This is a genomic window from Microvirga sp. Mcv34 (assembly GCF_024519725.1).
Lineage (GTDB): Bacteria > Pseudomonadota > Alphaproteobacteria > Rhizobiales > Beijerinckiaceae > Microvirga.
The window spans coordinates 1-26,707 of record NZ_JALJRK010000002.1 but is presented as its reverse complement, the minus strand read 5'-3'; the positions used below and the strand labels follow the sequence as shown (position 1 = coordinate 26,707).

Below are 26,707 nucleotides of genomic sequence, written 5' to 3'. Positions count from 1 at the left end.
TGCGGCGTACTCCTTTTGTCATGGCGGAGTAGAAAGCATGTCGCGACAGGTTCGGCTCTGTCCGGGTCAACCCGTTCGACTTGAAGATAGGCCCGCCCTCGGCATCTAGCCTCGCGGATTGCGGGCAGGACAGCAAGCTAAAGTTTCTGGCAGACATCCGAAAATCCACTGTGCCGCATGGCCGCCTGCATATGATGTGGTGGTCTGCCGTGCGTTCCTGCAAGGCTTTCACCGGCAGGCAACCCATCAATTGAGCGTTACCTTGATTGAACCGCGGCGGTTCTTAACCGCGGCTGAACCCGGCTCTCCACCCATGGGGGCACAGGATCCATACCCGTGGTCGGGCAAATGCCTCGAACAAACATTCCGCTCATCGGTTGACGCGGGGCCGGTCGCACCTATCGTCTGTTGCGCCTGAGTGTTTGGCAGCCTCCCTGAGCAAGGCAGGTGCTGCCCTTTTCGACGCCCGGTAATTCGGAGATCTTTCCCGTGATCAAAGCTTTCGGCTATGCCGCCCAGGATGCGACCACCCCGCTTGCCCCCTTTAGCTTCGAGCGTCGGGAGCCCCGTGAAAACGACGTTCAGATCGAAATTCTCTATTGCGGCGTCTGCCACTCCGATCTGCACACCGCGCGCGAAGAATGGGGTGGCACTCTCTATCCCTGTGTGCCAGGCCACGAGATCGTCGGCCGCGTCACGCGCGTCGGACCCGGGGTGCCGAAATTCAAGGAAGGCGACCTTGTCGGCGTGGGCTGCATGGTCGATTCCTGCCGCACCTGTCGCAGCTGCCGCGAGGGCTTGGAGCAGTACTGCGAGGTCGGCTTCACGGGCACCTATAACGGCCCCGAGCAGGACACGGGCGCCAATACCTATGGCGGCTATTCCGACAGCATCGTCGTCGATGAGAGCTTCGTTCTCAAGGTGCCCGAGGGCATGGACCTCGCCGCCGCAGCGCCTCTTCTCTGTGCAGGGATTACCACCTATTCCCCCCTGCGCCGCTGGCGCGTGCAGCCCGGCCACAAGGTCGGCGTGGTCGGTCTCGGCGGCCTGGGCCACATGGCCGTCAAGCTCGCACGGGCCATGGGCGCGCACGTCGTCCTGTTCACCACCTCCCCGAACAAGCGGGAGGACGCGCTCGCCCTCGGGGCCCACGAGGTAGTCGTGTCGCGGGATCCCGTAGCCATGAAGGAGCACGTGAACAGCTTCGATTTCATCCTCGACACCGTCGCCGCCCCGCACGATCTCGACAGCTACCTCGTGCTGCTCGCCCGCGACGGCGCCATGGTGCTCGTCGGCGCACCGGCCGAGCCGCACCCGGCCACGACGGTATTCAACCTGATCATGAAGCGCCGGCAGCTTGCCGGCTCCCTGATCGGCGGCATCGCCGAGACCCAGGAGATGCTCGATTTCTGCGCCCAGCACGGCATCACCTCGGAGATCGAGATCATCCCGATCCAGAAGATCAACGAGGCCTATGAGCGGATGCTGAAGAGCGACGTGAAATACCGCTTCGTCATCGACATGGCGTCGCTGAAGCAGGAGGCGGCCCCGTAAGTCAACGGCTCGCGCCTCCATGCTGGTCTATGGTGATGTGGAACATGCCGTTACGGTAGGCGCTAAGCAGACCGCCATCGAGAGCACTCTGTCCGAGATCCATTCCATGCCGCCCGGAATCACGCGGCATGGAGCATTGGTAACGGCTTTCGTCGACACCAGCGAACTCGTTCAGGGGCTCATCGATGCCGAGTTTCAGGAGCTTGGCGCGGATACGCTCTCTCCTGTCCATCGGAACGGCATGGACGGGCTTTCCTTTCTCGCCTGTGCGATCGACCGATCCTGGCGGAGCGGGTTCAGGGAAAGCTCATTGTCGCGGGAGTTTCTCGAAAAACTCCATAGCTTTGACCCGTCGCGGATGATCCACGCCAAGCAGGCGGAAGGCTACGCATTCTACGCCCTTTATCCGGAGAACTATCTGGAAGCCGCCAGAGCTTCGGGTTTAGGCGCCGACACGCAGGTGATCGGCATCCGCAGTATCGGCGCAGGTCTCAGCGCCTTGGTGGCAGCCGCCATCGGGGCTCCCCCACCCTTCACCCTTCGCCCCACGGGCCATCCCTTCCGACGGGAAGTGAAAGTGGATCCGGACCTTGCGAGACAACTGACAGGCCGGGACAGGTCTTTCGCCATTGTCGATGAGGGCCCCGGCCTGTCCGGGAGTTCGTTCGGAGCCGTTGCCGACTGGCTGGAAGAGGCCGGCGTGCCGCGGCACAGGATTCACTTCTTTCCCAGTCATGAGGGCTCGCTGGGCCCCCAGGCCAGCCCCCGCCACCGGGAACGCTGGAACCGGGCTCCGCGCCACGTCCGCACCATGGACGACCTCCTGCTCGGCGGCTCGCCGCCTCACGATCTGGCCGTCTGGGTGGAGGACCTCGTTGGGCCGTTGGACGGCCCGCTCGAGGATCTATCGGGGGGGGGATGGCGTCGGCACCACTACCGCGATGAGGCGAGGTGGCCGCCGTCCAATCTCCAGCAGGAGCGCCGGAAATTCCTAGCGCGGACCAAGGGCGCATCCTGGCTGGTGAAATTCGCGGGCCTGGGAGAGACCGGGCCCCGAAAGCTCCGCATGGCCCGGCAACTGCATGAGGCAGGGTTTGCGCCGGATGTCGCGGGCTGGCGCCACGGCTTTCTCGTGCAACGCTGGCATGAGGATGCGCGAGGGCTCGATCAAATTTCCATCGACCGCGATCAGTTGATCGAACAGGTCGGAGCCTATCTAGGCTTTCGCGCCCGCCATTGTCCGTCCGGAGGGCAGCCAGGCGCTTCGTTGGACGATTTACGCCATATGGCGCTCTACAACGCCCAGCAGGCCCTGGGGGACGATGCAGGGGCATTCCTGGACTGGTCCCTGCCGCCTCCGGACGCCCTGGAGGGCAAAATCCGTCGGGTGTGGTCCGACAACCGGATGCATGCCTGGGAGTGGCTGGTTTCCGGCGACCGACTCATCAAGGCCGATGCCCTGGACCACAGCGCCGCCCACGACCTGGTCGGCCACCAGGACATTGCGTGGGACATCGCCGGGGCCATCGTCGAGCTGGACTTGTCCAGGCCGGAGGCGGCCCGTCTCTGCGCCATCGTCGAACGGGAGAGCGGATACCCGGTTTACCCAGACCTGCTGGCCTTCCTGCTCCCCTGCTATTGCGCCTTCCACATGGGGGCCCACCTGATGGCCGCAGGCGCTCTCGGAGGCGGAGAAGAGTCCCGCCTGCGCAGGGCGGCGGACCGTTATGGGCAGCTCCTGCAGCGCCATGAAAGCTTAGGCCTGGAGCATCGACCTTAACAGGAACAAGGGAAAGTTCCTGTCCGTTAACGGCCAAGGCAACACATTCACCATGCCGGGCCCGGCCCGGCAGGATCGGTCCCATCCTATGTTCTCCGAGACTTGGCGGCTTTTGAAGGTGGCATTCGCGGGATGGTGGAACGACCGCGCCATGAGCCTCGGCGCCTCCATTGCGTTCTTCACCGTCTTCTCCCTCGCGCCGATGCTGCTCGCAGCCATTGCGGTCGCCGGCTTGGCCTTCGGGCGTGAGGCCGCGCAGGGTGCGATCGTCGGGGAGCTTGGAGGGTTGATCGGGACCAAGGAGGCCTCCGCTCTCGAGGCCATGATCGCCAGCGCCAGCAATGTGGGCTCGGGCCTCATCGGCACGACGGTCGGCATTGCGACGTTTCTCCTCCTGGTGACGGGCGCCGTGGTGGAGCTCCAGGACGACCTGAACATCATCTGGAAGGCGAAACTGCCTGCAAGCTATGGAGTTCTGGACTTCGTCCGCACGCGGCTCGTCAGCCTCGCCTTGATCCTGGGCATCGGCTTCCTGCTCCTCGTATCGCTCGTCGTCGATACCGGGCTGACGGCGATCGGGCACTATCTCGAATCCAATTTCTCGGGCGCGACGATCATCCTGCGCTTCCTGAACAGCGTCGTGGCTTTCGCCATCGCGACAATCCTGTTCGCCATGATGTTCAAGATGCTCCCGGCCGTAGACCTGAGATGGAGCGACGTATGGACCGGCTCCCTGGTGACGGCCCTCCTGTTCACCATCGGCAAGTTCCTGATCGGATACTACCTCGGCAAGAGCAACGTCGCGTCGAGCTACGGCGCCGCCGCCTCCATCATCACGATCCTGCTGTGGATCTATTACTCGTCCCTGATCCTGCTCTTCGGAGCCGAATTCACGAAAGCCTATGCCGAGAGCCGCGGGAGCCGGTGCCCGGTGCGCTGTGCGGAGCCGGAAAAGGAAACGGGCCGGGAAACCCCGACCCGCTTGCCTTCGAGCACGGCCTGAAGCCTATTCGGCCGCCTGACGCGTGGCCGGCTCCGTCGGCACATTGCGCATGCCGCCGAGCACCTCCTGGGCCGAGGCCTTGTAGTTCTTCACGGAGCTCGTCCACTGACCCCATACGGTCGAGTCGATCTTGTCGCCGTTCCGGCCGAGATTTTTCAGGCGGCGCTGATCCTCTTCGGTCAGGACCTGCTTCGAAAGCGGCGGAAGATTCTTCACGTCGTCGGCCTTGATGCCGAGCATCTCGCCAACACGGGTCCCGTAATCGTCGTGCACCAGCAGGAGGTGCCACACCATACGCTCCTGCACGTCCCGCTCGCACTGGCCCAGAAGCGTGCCCAGGTTGAGGACGAGGTCGTCCCGCTCCCAATCCATCATGGTGCAGTAGCGGCCCCGGGCGTGGACGTAATCGTTGCGCCGCTCGATCACGCTGCGGGTCAGCCGCCCGCGGATCTCCGGCGGGTTGTTGGGCTCCTCGCGGGGCGCTTCATGCAGGCCGTTATGCATCGACGGCTCGAAGTTGATGTGTGGGTTCTGCCCCGGCGCCAGATCGCGGCGATAGGACATCTGGCCGCCGTTCAGGTTGGTCGACACCTTGGCATTCTTGGCCTGGTTCACCGGTAGCTGCAGGTAGTTCGTACCGACGCGGTAGCGCTGCGTGTCGGAATAGGAGAAGGTCCGGCCCACCAGCATCTTGTCGTCGGAGAAGTCGAGACCGTCCACGAGGACGCCGGTCCCCATGGCGATCTGCTCGTTCTCGTTGAAGTGATCCTCCACGTTGCGGTTCAGGGTCATGACGCCCGCGTGACGCAGGGGGAAATCCTTCTCCGGCCAGATCTTGGTGTCATCCAGCGGATCCCATTCGAGTTCCGGATGGTCATGGTCTTCCATGATCTGCACGTACATGTCCCATTGGGGATGCTCGCCGCGCTCGATCGCCTCATAGAGATCCTTGGAGGCCGAACCGAGATCCTGCCCCTGCACCTTGGCCGCTTCCTCTGCCGTCAGGCTCGCCAGCCCGCAGCGCGGATGGAAATGGTACTTCACCAGCACGGTGTCGCCCTGGGCGTTGACCATCTTGTAGGTGTTGACGCCGAAGCCCTCCATGTGCCGGTAGCTCGCCGGAATGCCGCGCGGGCTGAACAGATGTGTCAGCATGTGCATGGATTCGGGCGTCTGACTCATGAAGTCGAAGATGCGGTTCGGCTCCTGGCGGAAGGTGACGGGATCCGGCTTCAGGGAGTGGATCACATCTGGAAACTTGATGGCATCGCGGATGAAGAACACGGCCAGGTTGTTGCCGACGAGATCCCAGTTGCCGTCCTCGGTATAGAACTTCACCGCGAAGCCGCGCGGATCGCGCGCCACTTCCGAAGAATCGCGACCACCGATCACGGTCGAGAAGCGGATGGCCAGCGGGGTCTTCTTGCCGGCGGTCTGGAACAGCTTGGCGCGGGTGTATTTGGACGCCGGCTCGTCGCCGATCTTGCCCGTCGCCTCGAATTCGCCATAGCACACGAAGCCGCGAGCATGGACGACCCGTTCCGGAATACGCTCACGGTCGAAATGGGTGATCTTCTCAAGGAATTGATAGTTCTCGAGCGTGGCCGGGCCACGGCTGCCCACGGTGCGCTGGGACTGGTTATTGGTGATAGGATGGCCCTGCCTGTTCGTCAGGACCTGATCGGACGTTCCCGACGGCGCTTGAGGATTCTTGGCCATGGCGATCTCCCTTGAATGACCAGTGATGGCGACACGCCCCCAATTAGGATCGTAGGGGCGAACGGCAATCAGCGCCAATCGATATTCCTGACCGGCCTGATCAGATTATCTGATTGCGCGCAATTTGCCGTGGAGGCACTTTGCCGGAGGCAACATTTGGATCGCGCAGGTGTCGCGCGGGAGCAGGCTCCACGCGCCAATTCGGCGCCGTTCAACGGAAGACGCGATCGCCCTGCTCGTCGATGATCTGCTTGCCCTTGGCGATCGCGAAAGTGGCGGCATCGTCCTTGCTGGGATGCGTCTCGGCCCGCACGAAACGGTGCTCCTTCATGCCGGTATCGAAATCCTTCTCGATCACGCCAGCGGTCTGATACCCGCCCTTGGCGGAATACGGCGCGGGCCGGATGCGAAATCCCTTGTACTCCACCGCCTCTGCGGCAGGCTCCTCACGCTCGCCCGCACTGCCTCCGCCCGACAGGCGCTTCCAGAGGTCCTTCAAGATCGATGCCATCGCTGTCCCTGAACAAGGCTTGATTCGAGGGACGAAGCATAGCGGGGTCCCGGCGAGGGAGCGAATCCTGCCGACTTTCAGCCAGAACCATTACCATGCCGTCGTTTCCCTCATGGCCTGGATCATCGTGCCCTTGGCAGGACGAATGATCGCCTATCTGTAGCTTGGCACGTCGTTTCATGCGTGCGCTCCTCAGTTTACGAGCGGGGTCCTTCATGCGCTTCCGGCTGGCGCTTTGCGGAATTTTTCTCTGCTGCGGCACTGCCATGGCCAATCCCGGCCCCTCGTCGGAGAGTGTCGAGCAGGCTCTGTGCCGGCTGATCGAAGGCGCTGCGCGCAGCCAGCGGGTCCCCCACGATCTTCTCACCAAGCTGATCTGGCAGGAGAGTTCGTTTCGCCCCCATGTCGTCAGCCCTGCGGGCGCGCAGGGTATCGCCCAGTTCATGCCGGGCACCGCCCGGGAGCGGGGGTTGACCGATCCTTTCGATCCCGAACAGGCGATCCCCAAGGCCGCCGAGTTCATCGCCCATCTGTCGGAGCAGTTCGGCAATCTGGGCCTTGCGGCGGCTGCCTATAACGGGGGACCTGCGCGGGTGACCTCCTGGCTCGCCGGCCAGGGAGGCCTGCCGTCCGAAACCAGGAATTACGTCATCGCGGTCACGGGCCGGTCCGCCGAGGACTGGGCGGCCGATGCCAAGGAGCGGAAGAGCGCCGATTGGGATTCATCGGGGCAGACTTGCCAGCAGATCGTCGCCACCCTGCGGATTCCCGGGCGCCGCGATACGATAGAGGCGCCCTTTGCGCCTTGGGGCGTTCAGCTCGCCGGCAATTTCTCGAAGGAGCGGGCTCTCTCCACATTCAGGCGGACAAGTCAGGCCTACGCGTCTCTCCTGAAGGATGTGCGCCCGATGATCATCGGGACGCGGCTGCGCTATCGTGGGACACGCACCTTCTACCGCGTCCGCGCACCGGCGGAGACGCGGCAAGCCGCAGAGCAACTGTGCCGCAACATCCGTACGGCAGGCGGCAGCTGTATCGTGCTGCCGAGCTGAAAAAGCCTGCACCACGAGAATGGCGCAGGCTTATGTCTCGATCCTGGCGGGGAGGCCGATCAGCGACGCTGGGGCCGGAGCGAACGAGCCAGCTCGCGAATGACATTATCTTCGATGTTGAGGTTCAGATCGTTGTCGTCGCCGGTTTCATCGTCTCCGAGATCCACATCGGCCGTGGCGGCCGGGCGGGACAGAACACCCCGTTGCGGCTGCGCCGCTCTCTCAGGTCCCTGCGCGGGAGCCGACGGCGGCGCATTGCGCTGCTGTCCCGCCCCGGCCTGAGCGGGTGCGTGCGGGGTATAGCCGCGCGGAGCCGAATAGCGGTTCTCCAGCGTGTCGAGCAGGCTGTTGAGGGCCGCGTTCGACATCGGAACGTCGGGCGCCTGGGGCGCCCCTTCCAGAGCGATGGACCGGTTCTGATAAGCCACTTCCGTGGTGACATCCGCACCGAACCAGGACAGGGGACGGAAATCCCTGGCCTCTTCCTCGCTCTCGAACGGAACGGAGATCAGGTCCAGCGGACCCGGGGTCACGAAACGAACGATCTGAATGTCCCGCGTGCCGACGGTAAGATGGGTGAGCAGATAGTCGAGTTTGCCGGGTGTGACGTCGAGAAGAGCCTCGGCATGGGCACGCGGCACTTCGGTGCGCTCTTCGATAGGTCCGTTCGGACCCGAGTGAAGCAGCACGAGGCTGCCCTTGTCGCCTTCGACGACAACGAAGGAGCTGCGATCAGCCTGATTGGGGAAGTGGCCTTCCGTGACACGATTGCCTCCCCTCTCCTTGCGGATCAGACGCGCAAGTGAAGAAGCAATGAGATAACGCCGGGAAGTAACCATATTAATTTCTCTACTATTGATGGAGTGCCGCTCACCGGCTCGCAGAACTAGCAGCATCCATTCTCAATAGAACGAAGTTGCAATTCAGTTCTCCATGCCGTTAAGCCTGGATTTGAACGCAACAACGTTTACCACTGCAGGAGTTCGAGCCTGTAAGTACCGGTCCTCTTGATAGCCTATGATGGCGTTCCCATGGCAAAGTTCAATGCATAGAGCCAAAAGCTGCCTGAGTTTTGTCGATAAAGTTAACGCCGCTCCAAACAGAGCACCGGCACTGCACCCAAACCAGAATGATTGCCGTTTCGCCTCGTCAGATGCGGCGAGTAGGCTTACTCAGCTATCACATAAGTTAAAGGCCTCGGCATCCCGATCAACGAAGTGCCGAGGCCACGCAGTGAATGACGGTAATTAGGTTACTCGCTGCCTTTTGTTTTGGGCACGAAGGGGGCGTTGCCGTCGAAGGTGTAGGCGGTCTTCACCGTGGTGTAGAACTCCTGCGCGTACCGGCCCTGCTCGCGCGGCCCATACGACGAGCCTTTGCGCCCGCCGAACGGCACATGGTAGTCGACGCCCGCCGTCGGCAGGTTCACCATCACCATCCCGGCTTCCGCATTGCGCTTGAAGTGCGAGGCGTGCTTCAGGCTCGTGGTGCAGATCCCCGACGACAGCCCGAACTCGGTGTCGTTGGCCAAGGCCAGCGCCTCGTCGTAATCCTTCGCCCGCGTCACCGTCGCCACCGGCCCGAAGATCTCCTCGCGCGCCACCCGCATCGCGTGGCTCACCTCGGTGAACAGGGCCGGCGCCAGGTAGAACCCAGGCGTGTCGCGCTTGAGAAGCTCGCCGCCCGCCACCAGCCGGGCGCCCTCCTCCTGGCCGATGCGGATGTACTTCAGATCCTGGTCGAGCTGGCTCTGGTCCACCACCGGGCCGATCTGCGTGCCGGCCTTCAGGGCATCGTCGATCACCAGCCCCCGCATCCGCTCCTGCATGGCGGCCACGAAGCGGTCGTGAATGCCCTCGGTGACGATCAGGCGCGAGGACGCCGTGCAGCGCTGGCCGGTGGAGAAGAACGCCGAGTTGACCGCGCAGTCCACCGCCACCGTCAGGTCGGCGTCGTCGAGAACCACCATCGGGTTCTTGCCGCCCATCTCGAGCTGCACCTTCTTCATCGGATCGGCCGTGATGCAGGTCTGGGCCACCTTGCGGCCGGTCGGCACCGAGCCGGTGAACGAGATCGCCGCCACCTTCGAGCTCTGCAGCATCGCCTCGCCGACCACCGAGCCGCGGCCCATCACCAGGTTGAACACGCCCGCCGGCACGCCAGCCCGGGCGATGATCTCGGCCAGCGCATGGGCCGAGCCCGGCACCAGGTCGGCGGGCTTGAACACCACGGTGTTGCCGTAGGCGAGCGCCGGGGCGATCTTCCAGGCCGGAATGGCGATGGGGAAGTTCCAGGGCGTGATCAGGCCGACGACGCCCACCGGCTCGCGGGTGATCTCCACATCGATGAGCGGGCGCACCGAGGGCAGCTTCTCGCCGGCCAGGCGCAGGCACTCGCCGGAGAAGAACAGGAAGATCTGCGCCGCGCGGGTGACCTCACCGATGCCCTCGGGCAGGGTTTTGCCCTCCTCGCGTGAGAGCAGCCGGCCGAGTTCTTCCTTGCGGGCCAGAATCTCGTCGCCGACCGCCTTGAGAATGTCATGGCGCTGCTGGATCGAGGAGCGCGACCATGCCGGAAAGGCGTCGTAGGCCGCCGCAATCGCGCGCTCGGCCTCGGCAGCGGAGGCGCGAGCGTATTCGCCGATCACGTCGGCCGTGTTGGACGGGTTGATGTTGGCCGAGGCCTCCGTAGCCGAGACCCACTCGCCCGCAATGTAGTTCTTCGTCATCTTAACCTGCCTGTCTGGTGTTGAGGAGGCCCCGCCGGGCCAGGTTCGACATGAAAGCCCCGAGGCCGAAGGTCCACGGCTCGCATTCGGAGCTCGGCTTCATTCGGTTCACGAGCGCTCCGAGCTTGGGCGCTGAAATGGTGACGATGTCGCCGTGCTTGTGCGTGAAGCCCATGCCGGCCTCGCCCCGGTCCTGCGTGGGCGCGAACATCGTTCCAAGGAACAGAGCGAACCCATCCGGATACTGGTGGTGAGCGCCGACCGTCTGCGCCACGAGATCCTCAGGATCGCGGCTGATCTTGGTGATCGACGACGAGCCCTCGAGCTTGAACCCGTCCTCGCCCTCGACCGTCAGCGTCACGTTGGTCCTGCGGACATCGTCGAGGGAGAAGGTCTCGTCGAAGAACCGGATGAACGGGCCGACCGAACAGGACGCATTGTTGTCCTTCGCCTTCGAGAGAAGCAGCGCCGAGCGGCCTTCGAAATCGCGCAGGTTCACGTCGTTGCCCAGCGTCGCGCCGACGATTCTGCCGTCCGCCGTGACGATGATCACCACTTCGGGCTCTGGATTGTTCCAGGTGGATTTAGGATGCAGGCCCGCATCCATGAACGTCCCGACTGCCGAAAGGGTCGGCGCCTTGGTGAAGACCTCCGCGTCGGGACCGATTCCCACCTCGAGATACTGGCTCCAGGCCCCTTGCGCGACGAGCACGTCCTTCAGGGCCATGGCCTCGGGCGAGCCCGGCTTGAGCCGGCTCAGATCATCGCCGACGAGGCGCAGAACCTCGGCCCGAATGGCCGCCGCCGCGCTGGCATCGCCCCGGGCCCTTTCCTCGATGACGCGCTCCAGCATGGAGATCGCGAAGGTGACGCCGGCCGCCTTGACGACCTGGAGGTCGATGGGGGCGAGCAGCCAGGGTTTCGACGGATCCCGACGGTCGGGTGATGTATTGCCGGCGATCTCTTCCAGGGAACCGACCCGCTCGCCCTCGGTGGTCTTCAGCACGCCAGCCGGATTGTTCATGGCGGCGAGGCTGCTGACCGTAGCGCAGATAGCGGTGATATCGAAGAGGCCATCTTCCCTCACGGCTACGACCGATGGCCCGACACCAGGACGCCACACGCGTCCGACCAAGGCGCCTTGGAACCCATCCGTCGGCAGAATTCGGGCTATGTTCGTCGAAGACAGATGGTCCATCGCCTGGCGCTCGCTTTCCGTTTCGCTGTTCAGAGTCGTTTCCCCGGAGCACGGGCCTGATGGGTCCGATGCCCTCTTGTGTTGGGCGCATGGTTCAGTGCAGGACCGTCAAGCCTGCACGATGCGCTTTGCGTCCTTGATATAACCGCCGGGGTACGAGGGGCTATAGGGAAAATGACTTTCTCGGTCTTCAAGCGATGAAAGCGTGAATCGGCACCCATTTTGCATCATAGTTGCAAATCTTGGAGCCATGGGGACTGCCCCGGAGCCCGGGAATCGTTTTGCGGACCCGTCCGGAGAGCGGAGAGTTAACCCGGCCTCGAAAGTGTGCTTTGTGCAGGGCCTCGAGTCACGGGAGCTTTCTTCATGAACGATGCCAAGCCTTCGAATGCGGCCAATATCGCTTCGCCTTCCTATCGGCTGGCGGCGATGGATCAGGATTTTCTCCTGGGCGATTCCATGCGGGGCGTCCGGTTCATGCTGGAATATGCCAAGGCCGAGGAAAACCTGCGGATTTGGGGAGTGCGCTCCACCATCGTGGTCTTCGGCAGCGCCCGCGTGCGGGAGAACGGCCCAGGAAAGCACGCTTTCTGGTACGAGCAGGCCCGTGCCTTCGGGGCCATCGCATCGCAGCGCGGCGGCGCGCTGACCGACAACGGCGGAAAACGGGACAACGTGATCGCCACCGGCGGCGGCCCGGGCATCATGGAGGCGGCCAACAGGGGAGCCTTCGATGTCGGAGCCCCTTCCATCGGGTTCAACATCACCCTGCCCCACGAGCAGGAGCCCAATGCCTATTCGACCCCGGATCTGACGTTCCGCTTCCACTACTTCGCCATGCGCAAGATGCACCTGGCGATGCGGGCCAACGCCCTGGTGGTGTTCCCCGGCGGGTTCGGCACCTTCGATGAATTGTTCGAGCTCCTGACCCTGCGCCAGACCGGCAAGGCGCCGCCCCTGCCCATTGTCCTCTTCGACCAAGCCTACTGGCAATCGGTCATCAAGTTCGATGCGCTGCTCGAACACGGCATGGTGAGCGAGCATGACCGCAAGCTCATCAACTACGCCGAAACCGCGGAGGACGTATGGCGAACCCTCATCGACAACGGTCTGATCGTGCAGACGATGGAACGGAAGCCCGACGAGGAATTCTAACACGGCCGTCAATCTGCGGAGGCAAACGATGAAAGCCGAGGCATGGCACCGAAGGGCGTGACGTGAGCAGGACCGTACAAACCTCAGGCAAAGGGACTCAGGCCGCGCCGGATCATGGCGTCACGCTGCGCGAGGCCTTTCGCGTCTGGCTGCGGGTCGCGGCCTTGAGCTTCGGCGGACCGGCCGGGCAGATTGCCGTGATGCACAGGATCCTGGTCGAAGAGAAGCGCTGGATTTCCGAGAGCCGCTTTCTCCATGCCCTCAACTATTGCATGCTGCTGCCTGGGCCGGAGGCGCAGCAGCTCGCCACCTATGTGGGCTGGCTCATGCACCGCACCCTCGGCGGCCTCATGGCGGGCGGATTGTTCATCCTGCCCGGCATCGTGGCTATCATGGGCTTGAGCTGGATCTACGCTCTTTACGGCAAGATCGGCATCGTGGCGGCGCTCTTCTTCGGCCTGAAGGCCGCCGTGCTCGCCATTGTGCTCGAAGCGGTGCTGCGGATCGGCAGAAGGGCGCTCAAGAACCGCATCCTGATCGGCCTCGCCGGGGCAGCCTTCGTGGCGATCTTCTTCCTCCATGCGCCCTTCCCACTGATCGTGTTTACGGCAGGTCTGATCGGCTTTTTAGGCGGGCGGGCGGGCCTTCCGCAGTTTCAGCCGGGAGGGTCCGGCAATGGCTCAGGGGACCATGGCGACCTTCTGGGTGACTCTCTTCCTGCCCACGCATCTCCGAACGTGAAGCGAAGCGTCCAAGTGGCGGCGATCTGGCTGACGCTCTGGCTCGCGCCGGTTCTGATGCTTGTGCTGTTTCTCGGCAGAGGCGACGTATTCAGCCAGATTGCGGTCTTCTTCTCCAAGATGGCGATGGTCACCTTCGGCGGCGCCTATGCCGCCCTGGCCTATGTGGCGCAGCAGGCGGTGGATACCTATGGCTGGCTGCGGCCCGGCGAGATGCTCGACGGCCTCGGCATGGCCGAGACGACGCCCGGACCGTTGATCATGGTGCTGCAATTCGTGGGCTTCATGGCGGCCTTCCGGGACGCCGGCACGCTCAATCCCCTGCTGGCCGGCACCCTGGGCGGTCTTCTCACCACATGGGTGACGTTCGCGCCGTGCTTTCTTTGGATTTTTCTCGGCGCTCCCTACATCGAGATCCTGCGCGGCAACCGGGCCTTGAGCGGTGCTCTCTCGGCCATCACGGCCGCGGTGGTCGGTGTGATCCTGAACCTGGCGATCTGGTTCGGCATTCACACGATCTTCGGCCAGGTTCACGAAGTAGCGTGGGGACCCTTCCGGTTCGACGCGCCGATCTGGGGCAGCGTCAACCTTTGGGCGCTACTGCTCTCGGGGGCTGCCATCCTGGCCATGTTCCGCTTCCACGTCGGCATGCTGTCGACGCTTGCCGCCACTTCGGCGGCCGGGATCGCTCTTTACTGGGCAGGGATCATCGCCTGATCGAATGAGGTGAGGCGGTTTCCCGCCTCACCTGGAGCCTGTCCGCGTCAGGTCGTGGACGAGATCTGCCCGCCGTCGACGCGCAGGATCGAGCCCGTCATAAATGAGGCCTTCTCGCTGGCGAGGAAGACGGCCGCGGCCGCGAACTCCTCGATCTCGCCGTAGCGGCCCGCCGGAATGCCGGCGCGCGCCGCAGCCGCCACGTCTTCGACGGAGCGATTGGTGCGCTCCGCATTGGCGGCATCGAGCTGCTTCAGGCGATCCGTGGCGATACGGCCCGGCGCGATGGCGTTCACGGTCACGCCCGAGGACGCCACTTCGCTCGCCAGTGTCTTGCCCCAACCTACAAGCGCGGGCCGAATGGCATTCGAGATGGCGAGGTTCGGGATCGGCTGGATCACCCCGGAGGAGATTACGGAGATGATGCGGCCGAACTTGCGCTCGATCATGCCGGGGAGAAGCTGATCGGCGATCCGCACGAGATTGACGAACATGGCCTCGAACGACTGGCGCCACTGGTCGGACGACACGCCCTGCGCCTTGCCGGGCGGTGGGCCGCCGCTGTTCAGCACGAGAATGTCCACGCCGCCGAGCGCAGCCGTCACATCCTTCACCAACGCGTCGACCTGATCGGCCTTGCCGGTGTCGCAGATGAAGGGAAGAACATCCCTGCCGATCTTGTCGGCGGCCGCCTTCGAGCCCTCCATCGTGCGGCTGGCGATGGCGACGCGCGCACCCTCCTCCGCCAATCCTTGAGCGATGCCGAAGCCCAGCCCCTTGCTCGCGCCGAGGACGAGCGCGCGCTTTCCTGTCAACCCTGTTTCCATTCGTCAAAGCTCCTTCTGCAAACTTACGAGCGCTCGATGCGCTCCATCAGCCACTCGATCTCGGCAATCGTCTCCGGGCTCAGCTTCGGCCCGGGCTTGCGCAGCGTGTCGGACGCGATGATGCCGCGCCGCTTCAGCACGTATTTGCGCACGGCAAGTCCCAATCCGGGCTGCGTCTCGTAGCGCACCAGCGGCAGGTGGCGGTCGAAGAGATCGTGCGCCTCCTTCCGCTTGCCCTGGTTGATGAGGTTCACCACGCCGACCAGCATTTCAGGATAGGCATAGCCCGTCATGGCTCCATCGGCGCCGCGCTCCATCTCGAAGGGAAGGAACATGCCGCCGTTGCCGCAGAGAATGGACACGCGGCGCACCTGCCCGGCGTCGCTGGCACGGCGCAGGGTCGTGATCTTGTCGAGACCCGGCCAATCTTCGTGCTTGAGCATCACGCAGGAGGGGCTCTGCTCGATGATCCGCATGATCACTTTGGGCGCCATGACCACATTGGTCGTGAGCGGATAATCCTGGATCACCCACGGCACGTCCGTCCCGATGGCTTCCACCGCATCGGCATAATAGGAGACGATCTGGTCGTCGGTCTTGAGCGTCGAAGGCGGGGCGATCATGACGCCGGCGGCACCCGCATCCATCACCTTGGACGACAGGCCCGACATGGCGGCGAAGCCCGCGGCCGAAACACCGACGATGACGGGAACGCGCCCGGCCACTGTGGAAATGACCTGACGGGCGAAGGCAAGGGCTTCGTCGGCCGCCAGCTTGGGCGCTTCGCCCATGATGCCGAGAATCGTCAGCCCGGTGGCGCCGGCTTTCAGATAGGCCTCGACCATCCGGTCGGTCGAGGCGACATCCACGCGCCCGTCGCTCTCGAAGGGCGTGGGACAGATGACGTAGACGCCGGCGGCAGAACTCGTGAGCAAGGCTTCCTCCATGGCAGGATCGGGCGGGAGAGATCAGGCCCCTCCATACACCCGCTTTCCGCCCGGCGCACTACCTTAGCTGCCGTCGGCCCTCATACCTTTAGCGGTGGCCGGAACCGCCCTTCTTGCCGCCGCCGTCCTGCTTGTTGACGGTTGCCCAGGCACGACGCTCGGCTTCCTTCTCCGAGACACCGCGATTCTCGTAGCCTTCCTCGATGTGCTCGGCCTTCCGTTTCTGCTTGTCCGTGTAAGCGGACTTGTCACCGCGGGACATGGATCTCTCCTCTCAATCTCAGGGCGCACCCCGCCGGGGTGCGCTCTCAAGAGACTCAACCGGGAAGATTCGATCGGGTTCCGCAACTCTGTTGCCTAACCGCTGTTGCGCAGGCCCGCCGCGATGCCGTTGATGGACAGGTGAATGCCTTGCACGACCTGCTCGTCGGCATCGCCGGAGCGGTGACGCTTCAGCAGCTCGATCTGCAGATGGTTCAGCGGATCGAGGTAGGGGAAGCGGTTGCGGATCGAGCGGGCGAGAAGCGGGTTGCCGTCGAGCAGGGATTGTTGCTGCATGATGGCGAGCAATTGCCTGATCGAATCCTCCCATTCGTGGCGCAGGAGCGGGAAGATGGCCTCGCGCAGGCTGTCGTCCTCGACGAGGTTTGCATAGCGCGACGCGATGGCGATGTTGCTCTTCGCCAGTACCATGTCCATGTTCGACAGAAGCGCCTGGAAGAAGGGCCACTCGCGATACATCTCCTGCAGCAGCGCGAGGCCAGTGTCAGGGTGCTTCTCGAGCCATTCGTTGACGGCGGAGCCGAAGCCGTACCAGCCCGGCAGCATGAGGCGGCACTGCGCCCAGCCGAACACCCAGGGAATGGCGCGCAGATCCTCGATGCGCCGTGAATTGGTGCGCGAGGCCGGCCGGCTGCCGATGTTCAGGTTGGCGATCTCGCCGATCACCGTGGATTCCCAGAAATAGCGCTCGAACCCTTCGGTCTCATAGACGAGCGCGCGATAGGCCTTGAAGGCGCTGTTCGACAGCTCCTCCATGGCGTTGAGATATTCCTCGCGCGGCGCCGATTGGCCCGAATGCAGCAACGAAGCCTCAAGAGTGGCGGCCGCCAAGATCTCGAGATTGCGTCGCCCCAGATCCGGGTTGGAGTACTTGCCCGCGATCACTTCGCCCTGTTCCGTGATGCGGATGGCGCCCTGCACGGCCCCTCCGGGCTGCGCGAGGATCGCCTGATAGCTCGGACCGCCGCCACGGCCCACCGATCCGCCGCGCCCGTGGAAGAGGCGGAGAGCCACGCCATGACGCTTGAACACCTCAATCAGCTCGATCTCAGCCTTGTAGAGCTCCCAGCCCGACGTGAGGAAGCCGCCGTCCTTGTTGCTGTCGGAATAGCCGAGCATCACCTCCTGCGCCTGACCGCGGCTGCGCAACAGGCGCATGTAATCGGGCAGTGCGAAGAGCGCATCCATCACGCCGCTGCAATGCCGCAGATCCGCGATGGTCTCGAAGAGCGGGATGATGTTCACGTCCATTGCGCCGTCGCGTGGACGCAGCAGGCCCGCCTCCTTCAGCAGAAGGGCCACTTCCAGAATGTCCGAAGGATCGCTTGCCTTGGAGATGACGTAATTCGGCACGGCCGCGCGACCGTAGCGGCGATGCGCTTCTGCGGCCTCGTGGACGATGGCGAGTTCGGAAGAGGTTTCCGGCGAGTATTCGAGATAGGGCGAGGTCAGGAGGCGCGGTGTCGCAAGCTCTTCCAGGAGCAGCGCGACGCGCTTCTCCTCCGGCAACCCTTCGTAGTCGGTGCCTGGGATCGCCTTTTCGAAGAGCTCTGCGACCACGCGCTGGTGAACGTCCGAGTTCTGCCGCATGTCGAGGCTTGCCAGATGGAAACCGAACACATCGACGGTCCGGCGCAGCTTGCGCAAGCGGCCCCGCGACAGTGCGCCCGAACCGTTCGAGCGCAGGGAGCGGTGCAGGATCGACAGGTCGCCTTCGAATTCCTCGACGCTGCCATAGGCCGGCGCGTCACCCACCGCATGACGCGCCACGTCGCCATGTCCCAGGCGCGCGGCGGTTGCCGCAAGGCGCGCATAGATACCCGAGATCGCCCGGCGATAGGGCTCATCCTGGCGATGGGGCGAAGGATCGGGAGACGCCTTGGCGAGTTCCTGGACCTCGTCGGACACATTCACATAGCGCCCGTCGAGCGACAGCTCGGCACCCAGGCAGTGGAGTTCCTCGAGATAGAAGCCGAGCGCGTGCTTGCTTTGCAGCAGCAGGGCCTGACGCAGAGCGTCCGCCGTCACGAAGGGATTGCCGTCGCGGTCGCCGCCGATCCAGCTTCCCATGCGCAGGAAGGACGGAAGCTCCACATTTTCCCAGATGGGATCCATGGCTGCAAGCTGGTCCTCCAGGGCGGCATAAACGCGGGGCAATTCCTTGAAGAAGGTGTAGTCGTAATAAGAGAGGCCGTTATTGACCTCGTCGATCACTTTCAACCTGTTCCGGCGCAGGATGCTCGTCTGCCAGAGGGTGAGGATGGCGCGGCGAAGGCCCTCCTGGCAGGTCGCCTCCTCGTCCGGCGTCAGATGCTGCCGGTCGCGCTGCGCCAGGATCTGGGAGATCTCCATCTCCCGGTCGATGGTGCTCTTGCGGCGCACCTCCGTCGGATGCGCGGTCAGGACCGGACAGACGAGAGCGGAGCCGAAGAAGGCCTGCAGCGCGTTGTGGCTGATGCCGGCTTCCCGGATGAGCTTGAGGGCTCGCGCCAATGTTCCTTCGCGTGGCGCAGCAGCCTCGATGGCATGAGCGCCCGCCATGGCATGGGCGCGGGAGCGGCGAACGTGGTGCTGGTCCTCGGCAATGTTCGCCAGATGCGAGAAATAGCTGTAGGCCCGGATGATCTGGTTGGTGCGCCCGCGCGAGAGGCTGTTCAGGATCGTCTCGAGCTCCCGGCGGGCGATTTCGTCCTCGTCGCGGTGGAAGCGGATCGAGGTCTGCCGGATGCGTTCGACGATCTCGAAAGCTGCCTCGCCTTCCTGTTCGCGGATCGTGTCGCCGAGGATGCGCCCCAGGAGCCGGATATCGTCGCGAAGGGGAAAGTCCTTCTCGGGTGTGACGTCGGGGTTGATCAGGGACATGGGAGGGCTCCGCTTCAGGCGCGTATGCTGCACTGCGAAATAAAACCCTTTGTCACCCTGCGGCAAGCGTAATTATATTTTAAAAATCGCCTAATTCGTGACAGACCAGCGCTCGGGCGCCTCGGATTGGCCGATGAGCGCCAGCCCATAGGCGATGGACTCAAACTGGTCCGCGGAAGTCAGCCGGGTCTCGCCGAATCGGTCGACGAACAGGCGGCGGATGGCCGGAACGAAGGAGGTGCCGCCCGTGAGGAACACCCGCTCGATCTCCCCGGGCTTCACGCCGGCTTTGACGAGCGCCTCGTCGACCGTCTGGGCAATCCGGTCCACATCCTCCGCGATCCAGGTCTCGAAATCGGCGCGGGAAATCTTTGCCTGAATATCGACGCCCTCGCCCTGGAAGCGGAAATCCGTCTCCTCCTGGCTGGAGAGCGCCACCTTGGCCGACGACACGGCCCGGTAGAGGGCGAAGCCTAAGTCGTATTCGATGATATCGATGAATTTCTCCAGCGGCACGGGCTCCAGGGCGACGCGGGCGAGTTCGCGCAGCTCCTTCAAGTCGCCGCTGCCCTTCATCATGGCGAGCTGGTTCCAACGGGCGAAATTCGCGTAGTAATGGTTGGGGATCGACAGGATCTTGTCCATGGAGCGGTAGAGCCCGCCCTTGCCGAGGCGCGGCGACACGACCTTGTCGACGATCCGATAGTCGAAGGCGTCGCCCGCAAGGCCGATACCGGCATGCCCAAGGGGCTCCGCGCGCAGCGCGCCGCCGGACCTCGAGAACCGCATCACCGAGAAGTCGCTGGTGCCGCCGCCGAAATCCGCCACGAGCACGGTGGCGTCGTGGTCGAGCTGGCGCGCGTAGAAGAAGGCGGCGCCGACCGGCTCATAGACATAGCGGGCCTGCTCGGCCCCGAGCCGCCCGAAGGCGGTCCGATAGCGCCGCATGGCGAGATCGTCGTCCGGATTATAGCCGGCGAACTGGACCGGCCGGCCGATGACCACATTCCCGGCGCCCCAGTCCAGCCGGGAGCCACCGTGCTGCGCGAGCGTACGCAGGAACGCGCTCAACAGGTCCTCGAAGGCATAGCGCTCCCGGAAGATGCGGGTTTCCTTGAAGGTGGCGCTCGCCGCGAACGTCTTGAAGGACTGGATGAAACGGTGGGCATGGAGCCCTTCGAGGAACTGCTCGATGGCCCAGGGGCCGCCCTCGACCTCCGTGCGCAGGCCGTTGCCGTGCCGCTCGTCCCAGAAGCAGAGCGCCGTGACATAGACCTTGAGGCGCTCTCCCCCGTGCTCGAAGGTCAGCGCCTCCACATTCCCGTCCGGATCCGCGATGGCCACGACCGTGTTGCTGGTGCCGAAATCAATGCCGATGGAAAAATCAGGGGATTGGGGCATTTGGACCTCGGAGGACGGCTGGAAGGGCCGGACGGTCTATACGCCAAGGCCAGACAAGCCAAGAGGAAAAGTCAAACAGTCCCTTACCCAGCGGCACTGCGACCCCGGGGCTGTGGACGGCCCGTTGACCGGGGGGCGCCCCGCACCGTAGAAGCCGCGCCTTACGCTTTTTCGGAGACGTCCATGCTATCCATCGGTCAGCGCATCGCGAACGAACTGAATGTCCAGGAATGGCAGGTCAAGGCGGCCGTCGAGCTGCTGGACGGCGGCTCCACCGTTCCCTTCATCGCGCGCTACCGCAAGGAAGTCACCGGCACCCTGGACGATGCCCAGCTGCGCACCCTGGAGGAGCGTCTGCGTTACCTGCGCGAGATGGAGGACCGCCGCAAGACGATCCTCGACAGCATCCGCGAGCAGGGCAAGCTCACCGACGAGCTGGCGCTCCAGATCAACAATGCCGACACCAAGGCGCGGCTCGAAGACCTCTACCTGCCCTACAAGCCCAAGCGGCGCACCAAGGCGCAGATCGCCAAGGAGGCGGGCCTGGAACCCCTGGCCGATCTCCTCCTGAGCCAGCCTGCCCGCGAGCCGAAGGAGGCCGCCGCCGCCTTCGTGAACACCGAGAAGGAGGTCGCGACGCCCGAGGCAGCCCTGGAGGGCGCCCGTTCGATCCTGGTCGAGCGCTTCTCGGAAAACGCCGAGCTGCTGGGCTCCCTGCGCGACATCTACTGGGAGCGGGGCAGCCTCACCTCCAAGGTGCGCGACGGCAAGCAGACGGATGGGGCGAAATTCTCCGATTACTTCGACTTCGCCGAGCCGCTGACGAAGCTCCCCTCCCACCGCATCCTCGCGCTGTTCCGCGGCGAGAAGGAAGAGGTGCTCGACCTGCGCATGGAGGAGGAAAAGGACGCCGCCGAGCCCGGCTATGTCAGCCGCTACGAGGGCCGCACGGCGCTTGCCTTCGGCATCGTCGACCAGGGCCGCCCGGGCGACAAGTGGCTCCTGGAGACCGTGCGCTGGGCCTGGCGTACGAAGCTGCGGTTCTCCATCGAGCTCGACATGAAGATGAAGCTCTGGCAACTCGCGGAAGACGAGGCCGTGAGGGTGTTCGCGGGGAACCTGCGCGACCTGCTGCTCGCGGCTCCCGCCGGCGCACGCCCGACGCTGGGCCTCGACCCGGGCTACCGCACTGGCGTGAAGGTGGCCGTGGTGGATGCGACCGGAAAGGTCGTGGCAACCGATACCATCTACCCACACGAGCCGAAGCGCCAATGGGATGAATCCCTCGCCACGCTGGCGCGACTCTGCCGCGTGCATAAGGTCGAGCTCGTCGCCATCGGCAACGGCACGGCCTCCCGCGAGACCGACAAGCTCGCAGCCGAACTGGTGTCGAAGCACCCGGACCTGAAACTCACCAAGATCATGGTCTCGGAGGCGGGCGCATCGGTCTACTCCGCCTCGGCCTTCGCTAGCCAGGAATTGCCCGGTCTCGACGTATCCTTGCGCGGCGCCGTCTCCATCGCCCGCCGCTTGCAGGATCCGCTGGCGGAACTCGTAAAGATCGACCCGAAATCCATCGGCGTCGGGCAGTACCAGCACGATCTCGCGGAATACAAGCTCTCCCGCTCACTCGATGCCGTCGTTGAGGATTGCGTGAATGCGGTCGGCGTCGATCTCAACACCGCCTCTGCACCACTCCTGACGCGTGTTTCGGGCCTCGGCGAATGGGTGGCGAAGAACATCGTCGAGCACCGCGATGCCAATGGGCCATTCAAAACCCGCAAGGCGCTGACCAAGGTGTCGGGCCTCGGGCCAAAAACCTTCGAGCAGGCGGCGGGCTTCCTGCGCATTCCCAACGGCGACGATCCGCTCGATGCCTCCGGGGTTCACCCGGAAGCCTACCCGGTCGTGCGCCGCATTCTCGAAGCGACGAAGAGCGACATCAAGGTCGTGATCGGCAACGGGGCAGTCCTGAAGAAGCTCGACCCGCAGGCCTTTACGGACGAGAAGTTCGGCGTGCCGACCGTGAAGGACATCCTGAGCGAGCTGGAGAAGCCCGGCCGCGACCCGCGCCCCGAATTCAAGACCGCCACCTTCATGGAAGGCGTGGAGAAGATCAGCGACCTCAAGCCCGGCATGGTCCTGGAAGGGGTCGTCACCAACGTGGCCGCCTTCGGTGCCTTCGTCGACGTGGGCGTGCACCAGGACGGGCTCGTGCATATTTCGGCGCTCGCCGACACCTTCGTGAAAGACCCGCGCACCGTCGTGAAGCCGGGCGACATCGTGAAGGTGAAGGTGCTCGAGGTCGACGTTCCGAGGAAGCGCATCTCGCTCACCATGCGCATGGGCGATCCGGCCGAGAAGCGGCCCCAGGGCCGCCAGGACGACAACCGGGCCGCGTTCCAGAAGCATCGTTCCCAGAGCGAGCGGAAGCCGGCTCCACAGCAGGCTCCGGCCTCCGGCGGAGCGCTCGCCGATGCCCTGCGCCGGGCTGCGATGGCAGGCGGCAAGGACAAGGGAAACCGGAAATAAGCCAGACTGGGGCGGCTTGTGGCCGCCCCTGAACTGCTTTAGAAGCAAGGCGTCTCACGGGGAGCCCATGCGGGGCTGAGAGGTGGCAAGGCCGCCGACCCGTCGAACCTGATCCGGGTCATGCCGGCGGAGGGAATGAGCATGCGACATCGCCAGAAAAGCCATGCCCCGTGCAATCTGCGCCGCCGGTCCCGGCCTGCCTCATGCATGGGAGCGCCCCTGATGTTACGCCGACTTCTTCTCACCCTCGCGACGCTCGGGCTCGCGACAGGCCTTGCCCAGGCCCAGACCAAACCCACCCTCACAGTCTACACCTATAGCTCGTTCGCCGGGAAATACGGTCCCGGCAAGACCGTTAAGGAGCGCTTCGAGGCGACCTGCGGCTGCGAATTGAACTGGATCACGGCCGAGGATGCCGGGAGCCTGCTCGGGCGGCTGCGGCTCGAAGGCGCGAATACCAAGGCCGACGTGGTGGTCGGCCTCGACATGAATCTCATGGCGGAGGCCAAGTCGCTCGACCTCTTCGCCCCCCACGGCGTGGATGAAAGGAATCTGGCACTTCCTATCACATGGAGTGACAGCACCTTCCTGCCCTTCGACTGGGGCTATTACGCCTTCGTGTACGATGCCAACAAGCTCGCCCATCCGCCCAAGAGCCTGAAGGAACTGGTCGAGGATCCGAACGGCCCGAAGGTGGTCCTGCAGGACCCCCGCACCAGCGCCCCGGGCCTCGGCCTCCTGCTCTGGATGCAGAAGGTCTACGGTGACCAGGCCGGCGAGGCCTGGGGCAAGCTCAAGCCCCGCATCGTCACCTTCACCAAGGGCTGGTCCGAGGCCTATGGCCTGTTCCTGAAGGGCGAGGCCGACATGGTGATGTCCTATACCACCTCTCCGGCCTATCACGTGGTCGCGGAGAAGAAGGACAACTACAAGGCCGCAGCCTTCTCGGAGGGCCATTACCTTCACGTGGAGCTGGCCGCCATGACCCGCACGACGAAGCAGCCGGATCTCGCGAAGACATTCATGGCCTTCGTCCTCAGCGAGCCGTTCCAGTCGGCCATGCCAGAGGGCAACTGGATGATGCCGGCGAAAACCCCGGCGTCCGGCCTGCCCGAAGCCTTCAGGAACCTCGTGAAGCCGGACAAGGCGCTGCTCTTTACGCCCGAGGAGGTGCAGCAGAACCGCCGCGCCTTCACGGATGCCTGGCTCAACGCCACGGCGCGCTGATCGCCGCCCATGGTCCTGAAGCTGCCCCATCCCGGAAGCCTGGTGGCGTTCGCCATCTTAAGTCTGGTCGCCGGCGGCTTCGTGACCCTCGCCACATTCGGTGGAGGGACGCCCGCGCTTCTCTCCATCGGCCCCTATCTCGGGCGCGTGCTCGCCTTTTCCGTCGTCCAGGCGCTGCTCTCGACCGCTCTCTCCCTCGTCCTCGGGATCGGCTTGGCGCTCGCGCTGGCGCGCCGGAGGTTTCCGGGGCGCGATCTCGTCCTGGCGACGTTGAGCACCACCATGGTGCTGCCGACCATCGTGGCCGTCTTCGCGGTCTTCGCCGTCTACGGCCGCAGCGGGTGGATCGCCGAAGGGCTCGCGCTTCTCGGCTGGAAGAGCGGCTTCAGCATCTTCGGCTATCCGGGCATCCTGATCGCGCACGTGTTCCTGAACGGTCCCTTCGTCGCCCGGATCACCCTCGACGGATTGAACCAGGTCCCGGCGGAGCACTGGCGCCTTGCCGGAGCCTTGGGGTTCACGCCCACTCAGGTGTTCCGCCATCTCGACTGGCCGGTGCTGCGGGCGGAGCTGCCCGGGGTCGCCGGCCTCATCTTCCTCCTGTGCTTCAAGAGCTTCGCCATCGTGTTGGCGCTCGGCGGCGGACCGAGCCGCTCCACGCTGGAAGTGGCGATCTACGAGGCGCTCAAGATCGATCTCGATTTCGGCCGCGTCGCCTGGCTCGCCCTGATCCAGCTCGCGATCTGCCTGTCGATGACGGGTCTGCTCCACTGGGCCTTCACGCGCCCGCCCGTCGGCCACACGATCCGCAGCCTCGTTCGTCGCCCCGATGCGAAGAACCGGCGCCTGAAAATCCTCGATGCCTTCGTGCTCGTCGTCAGCGCACTGTTCATCGGGCCGCTGGCCTTCAGCGTGCTGACGGGCCTTCGCAGCCTGCCCGCCGTGCTCGATGCCGATCTGCTGCGCGCCTTCGTGACGAGCCTGACGATCGCGAGCGCCGCCGCGATCCTGGCCTGCCTTCTCGCTTATGCGCTCGCCTCCGCGGCGCGGCGGCAGCGCATCGTCCTGCGCTCACCGAGGGTCGCCGCCTTCTACGATCTCCTGCCCGACATGCTGCTCGCCGTTCCGCCCTTCGCCCTCACGGCCGGCCTGTTCCTGCTGATCCGGCGCTTCGGCGATCCGTCGACGGCGGGCCTCATCCTCCTACCTCTCATCAACGGGCTCGCCGCCGTGCCCTTCGCCTACCGCTATGTGGCGCCGCATCTCCTCACCGCGGAGGAGCGCTACGGCCGCGTGGCCGCGTCCCTCGGCCTTACCGGCTGGTCGAAGCTGACGATCATGGACTGGCCCGCCCTCAAGCGTCCGCTCGCGGCGGGCTTCGCGCTCGCCATGGCTTTGTCCTTCGGCGATTTCGGCATCATCGCGCTCTTTGGCGGTACGGAGCTGGTGACCCTGCCCTATCTCCTCTACGAGCGCCTCGGGGCCTACCGCCTGGACGAAGCCTCGAGCATTGGCCTCGTTATAGTCCTCTTCGCCGTCCTGCTCGCTCACGTTTCCGGTCGATTGTCCCATGCTGGTGATTGAGAAGTGCCGCCTGACCTGGCCCGATTTCACGGCCGATTACACGCTGATCGTCCCGGCGGGACAACTCTGCGCGGTCATCGGACCGTCCGGCGGCGGCAAGACCACCCTGCTCCACATGATCGCCGGGTTCGAGGTCCCTGAGAGCGGCACACTGACCTTCGACGGCCAGGATCTCCTGCCGCTGGAACCGGCCAAGCGCCCGGCGGCTATCGTGTTCCAGGACCACAACCTGTTCCCGCATCTGAGCGCGGCCCAAAACGTCACCCTGGGTCTGCGCCCGTCCCTGCGCCTGAGCGCGGAGGAAAAGCACCTCGTCGGCGAGATGCTCGACGCCGTCGGCCTCGACGGCTTCGAGGAGCGCAGGCCCGGCGAGATGTCGGGCGGGCAGCGTCAGCGCGTGGCACTGGCGCGCGCGCTCGTCTCCGGCCGCCCGCTCATCCTTCTCGACGAGCCCTTCAGCAGCCTCGATCCCGGCTTACGCCGCGACATGATCCTCCTCGTCGACTCCCTGAGGCGCAAGCGCCCCGTCACGATCCTCATGACGATCCACACGCCCGAGGACGTGGCCGATGTGGCCGACCAGATGGCTTTCGTGGCCGACGGACGCGTCGTGGCCTCGGGCAAACCCGCCGACATTCTCACGAGCGCGCTCGCGCCGAGGATTGCGGCGGCGGTGTCGGATTCGTGAGGATCGGCGATCCTTATCGTCTAACTCCATCCTCATCCTGAGGAGCCTGCGAAGCAGGCGTCTCGAAGGATCGTCCAGAAGGCACTGGATACGCCCTCGTGCCCGGACATCGTCCGGGACCTCGAGTCGGTCACTCACGTGACCTCCTCAGCGACTGTGTTTTTCGTCAAGCGTTTTGCCACGGGGTCTGATCGCGTAGG

20 protein-coding genes and 1 riboswitch are annotated in these 26,707 nt (G+C 64.5%); of the genes, 10 read left to right on the top strand and 10 right to left on the bottom strand.

Annotated elements, in window-relative coordinates; genetic code table 11:
* The first annotated feature begins 489 nt into the window (after window positions 1–489).
* From OC446_RS01460 to OC446_RS01450, 3 genes are all read left to right on the top strand, one after another.
* The gene (locus OC446_RS01460; RefSeq protein WP_262027270.1) at window positions 490–1,554 is read left to right on the top strand and encodes an NAD(P)-dependent alcohol dehydrogenase; all 1,065 of its coding nucleotides are present in this window, start codon (window positions 490–492) and stop codon (window positions 1,552–1,554) included.
* Window positions 1,555–1,573: 19 nt separating this feature from the next.
* The gene (locus OC446_RS01455; RefSeq protein WP_262027269.1) at window positions 1,574–3,334 is read left to right on the top strand and encodes a hypothetical protein; all 1,761 of its coding nucleotides are present in this window, start codon (window positions 1,574–1,576) and stop codon (window positions 3,332–3,334) included.
* 88 nt (window positions 3,335–3,422) lie between these two features.
* On the top strand, window positions 3,423–4,337 hold the full coding sequence (locus tag OC446_RS01450) for a YihY/virulence factor BrkB family protein (RefSeq protein WP_262027268.1): 915 nt from the start codon (window positions 3,423–3,425) through the stop codon (window positions 4,335–4,337).
* 3 nt (window positions 4,338–4,340) lie between these two features.
* Here OC446_RS01450 and OC446_RS01445 read toward each other — a convergent pair whose 3' ends face one another.
* Window positions 4,341–6,056, bottom strand: coding sequence for a catalase (locus OC446_RS01445; protein ID WP_262027267.1), 1,716 nt, complete (start codon window positions 6,054–6,056; stop codon window positions 4,341–4,343).
* 211 nt (window positions 6,057–6,267) lie between these two features.
* The gene (locus tag OC446_RS01440; protein WP_262027266.1) at window positions 6,268–6,567 is read right to left on the bottom strand and encodes an HlyU family transcriptional regulator; all 300 of its coding nucleotides are present in this window, start codon (window positions 6,565–6,567) and stop codon (window positions 6,268–6,270) included.
* A 215-nt stretch (window positions 6,568–6,782) separates the two neighbouring features.
* On the opposite strand from OC446_RS01440, the gene OC446_RS01435 reads away from it, so the two are divergent.
* Entirely contained in the window at window positions 6,783–7,619 is an 837-nt protein-coding gene (locus OC446_RS01435; RefSeq protein WP_262027265.1) for a lytic transglycosylase domain-containing protein, read from the top strand.
* Window positions 7,620–7,678: 59 nt separating this feature from the next.
* Here the strand turns inward: OC446_RS01435 and OC446_RS01430 are convergent, their stop codons facing one another.
* The 3 genes from OC446_RS01430 to OC446_RS01420 all read right to left on the bottom strand — a co-directional run bounded on the left by OC446_RS01430 (window position 7,679) and on the right by OC446_RS01420 (window position 11,545).
* Window positions 7,679–8,458: a hypothetical protein gene (locus OC446_RS01430; protein ID WP_262027264.1), complete on the bottom strand. Its 780-nt coding sequence runs from the start codon at window positions 8,456–8,458 to the stop codon at window positions 7,679–7,681.
* A gap of 413 nt (window positions 8,459–8,871) precedes the next feature.
* Window positions 8,872–10,347, bottom strand: a complete 1,476-nt coding sequence (locus tag OC446_RS01425; RefSeq protein WP_262027263.1) for an aldehyde dehydrogenase family protein — start codon at window positions 10,345–10,347, stop codon at window positions 8,872–8,874.
* A 1-nt stretch (window position 10,348) separates the two neighbouring features.
* A complete protein-coding gene (locus OC446_RS01420; protein WP_262027262.1) occupies window positions 10,349–11,545 on the bottom strand; it encodes a fumarylacetoacetate hydrolase family protein in 1,197 nt (398 codons plus the stop codon).
* 366 nt (window positions 11,546–11,911) lie between these two features.
* Here OC446_RS01420 and OC446_RS01415 point away from each other — a divergent pair, with 366 nt between their 5' ends.
* Together OC446_RS01415 and chrA are read left to right on the top strand one after the other, a co-directional pair.
* Window positions 11,912–12,700: a TIGR00730 family Rossman fold protein gene (locus OC446_RS01415; protein WP_262027261.1), complete on the top strand. Its 789-nt coding sequence runs from the start codon at window positions 11,912–11,914 to the stop codon at window positions 12,698–12,700.
* A 62-nt stretch (window positions 12,701–12,762) separates the two neighbouring features.
* Window positions 12,763–14,157 carry a chromate efflux transporter gene (gene chrA / locus OC446_RS01410; RefSeq protein ID WP_262027260.1) on the top strand — a complete coding sequence of 465 codons (1,395 nt, stop codon included), beginning with the start codon at window positions 12,763–12,765 and terminating at the stop codon, window positions 14,155–14,157.
* Window positions 14,158–14,204: 47 nt separating this feature from the next.
* Here chrA and OC446_RS01405 read toward each other — a convergent pair whose 3' ends face one another.
* The 5 genes from OC446_RS01405 to OC446_RS01385 all read right to left on the bottom strand — a co-directional run bounded on the left by OC446_RS01405 (window position 14,205) and on the right by OC446_RS01385 (window position 20,476).
* On the bottom strand, window positions 14,205–14,984 hold the full coding sequence (locus tag OC446_RS01405) for an SDR family oxidoreductase (RefSeq protein ID WP_262027259.1): 780 nt from the start codon (window positions 14,982–14,984) through the stop codon (window positions 14,205–14,207).
* Between the two features lie 23 nt (window positions 14,985–15,007).
* Window positions 15,008–15,919 carry a dihydrodipicolinate synthase family protein gene (locus OC446_RS01400; protein ID WP_410054987.1) on the bottom strand — a complete coding sequence of 304 codons (912 nt, stop codon included), beginning with the start codon at window positions 15,917–15,919 and terminating at the stop codon, window positions 15,008–15,010.
* A gap of 100 nt (window positions 15,920–16,019) precedes the next feature.
* The gene (locus tag OC446_RS01395) at window positions 16,020–16,193 is read right to left on the bottom strand and encodes a hypothetical protein (RefSeq protein ID WP_009493188.1); all 174 of its coding nucleotides are present in this window, start codon (window positions 16,191–16,193) and stop codon (window positions 16,020–16,022) included.
* A 95-nt stretch (window positions 16,194–16,288) separates the two neighbouring features.
* On the bottom strand, window positions 16,289–19,075 hold the full coding sequence (gene ppc / locus OC446_RS01390; RefSeq protein ID WP_262027257.1) for a phosphoenolpyruvate carboxylase: 2,787 nt from the start codon (window positions 19,073–19,075) through the stop codon (window positions 16,289–16,291).
* A 90-nt stretch (window positions 19,076–19,165) separates the two neighbouring features.
* Window positions 19,166–20,476, bottom strand: a complete 1,311-nt coding sequence (locus tag OC446_RS01385) for an Hsp70 family protein (RefSeq protein WP_262027256.1) — start codon at window positions 20,474–20,476, stop codon at window positions 19,166–19,168.
* A gap of 183 nt (window positions 20,477–20,659) precedes the next feature.
* On the opposite strand from OC446_RS01385, the gene OC446_RS01380 reads away from it, so the two are divergent.
* The 4 genes from OC446_RS01380 to OC446_RS01365 all read left to right on the top strand — a co-directional run bounded on the left by OC446_RS01380 (window position 20,660) and on the right by OC446_RS01365 (window position 26,507).
* Window positions 20,660–23,008 carry a Tex family protein gene (locus OC446_RS01380; protein ID WP_262027255.1) on the top strand — a complete coding sequence of 783 codons (2,349 nt, stop codon included), beginning with the start codon at window positions 20,660–20,662 and terminating at the stop codon, window positions 23,006–23,008.
* Between the two features lie 47 nt (window positions 23,009–23,055).
* Window positions 23,056–23,161, top strand: a riboswitch (TPP riboswitch).
* Between the two features lie 69 nt (window positions 23,162–23,230).
* Window positions 23,231–24,235, top strand: coding sequence for a thiamine ABC transporter substrate binding subunit (thiB, locus tag OC446_RS01375; RefSeq protein ID WP_262027254.1), 1,005 nt, complete (start codon window positions 23,231–23,233; stop codon window positions 24,233–24,235).
* Between the two features lie 9 nt (window positions 24,236–24,244).
* Entirely contained in the window at window positions 24,245–25,819 is a 1,575-nt protein-coding gene (locus tag OC446_RS01370; RefSeq protein ID WP_262027253.1) for an ABC transporter permease subunit, read from the top strand.
* The gene (locus OC446_RS01365; RefSeq protein WP_262027252.1) at window positions 25,806–26,507 is read left to right on the top strand and encodes an ATP-binding cassette domain-containing protein; all 702 of its coding nucleotides are present in this window, start codon (window positions 25,806–25,808) and stop codon (window positions 26,505–26,507) included. The genes OC446_RS01370 and OC446_RS01365 overlap by 14 nt, the downstream gene beginning before the upstream one ends.
* Window positions 26,508–26,707: the final 200 nt, after the last annotated feature.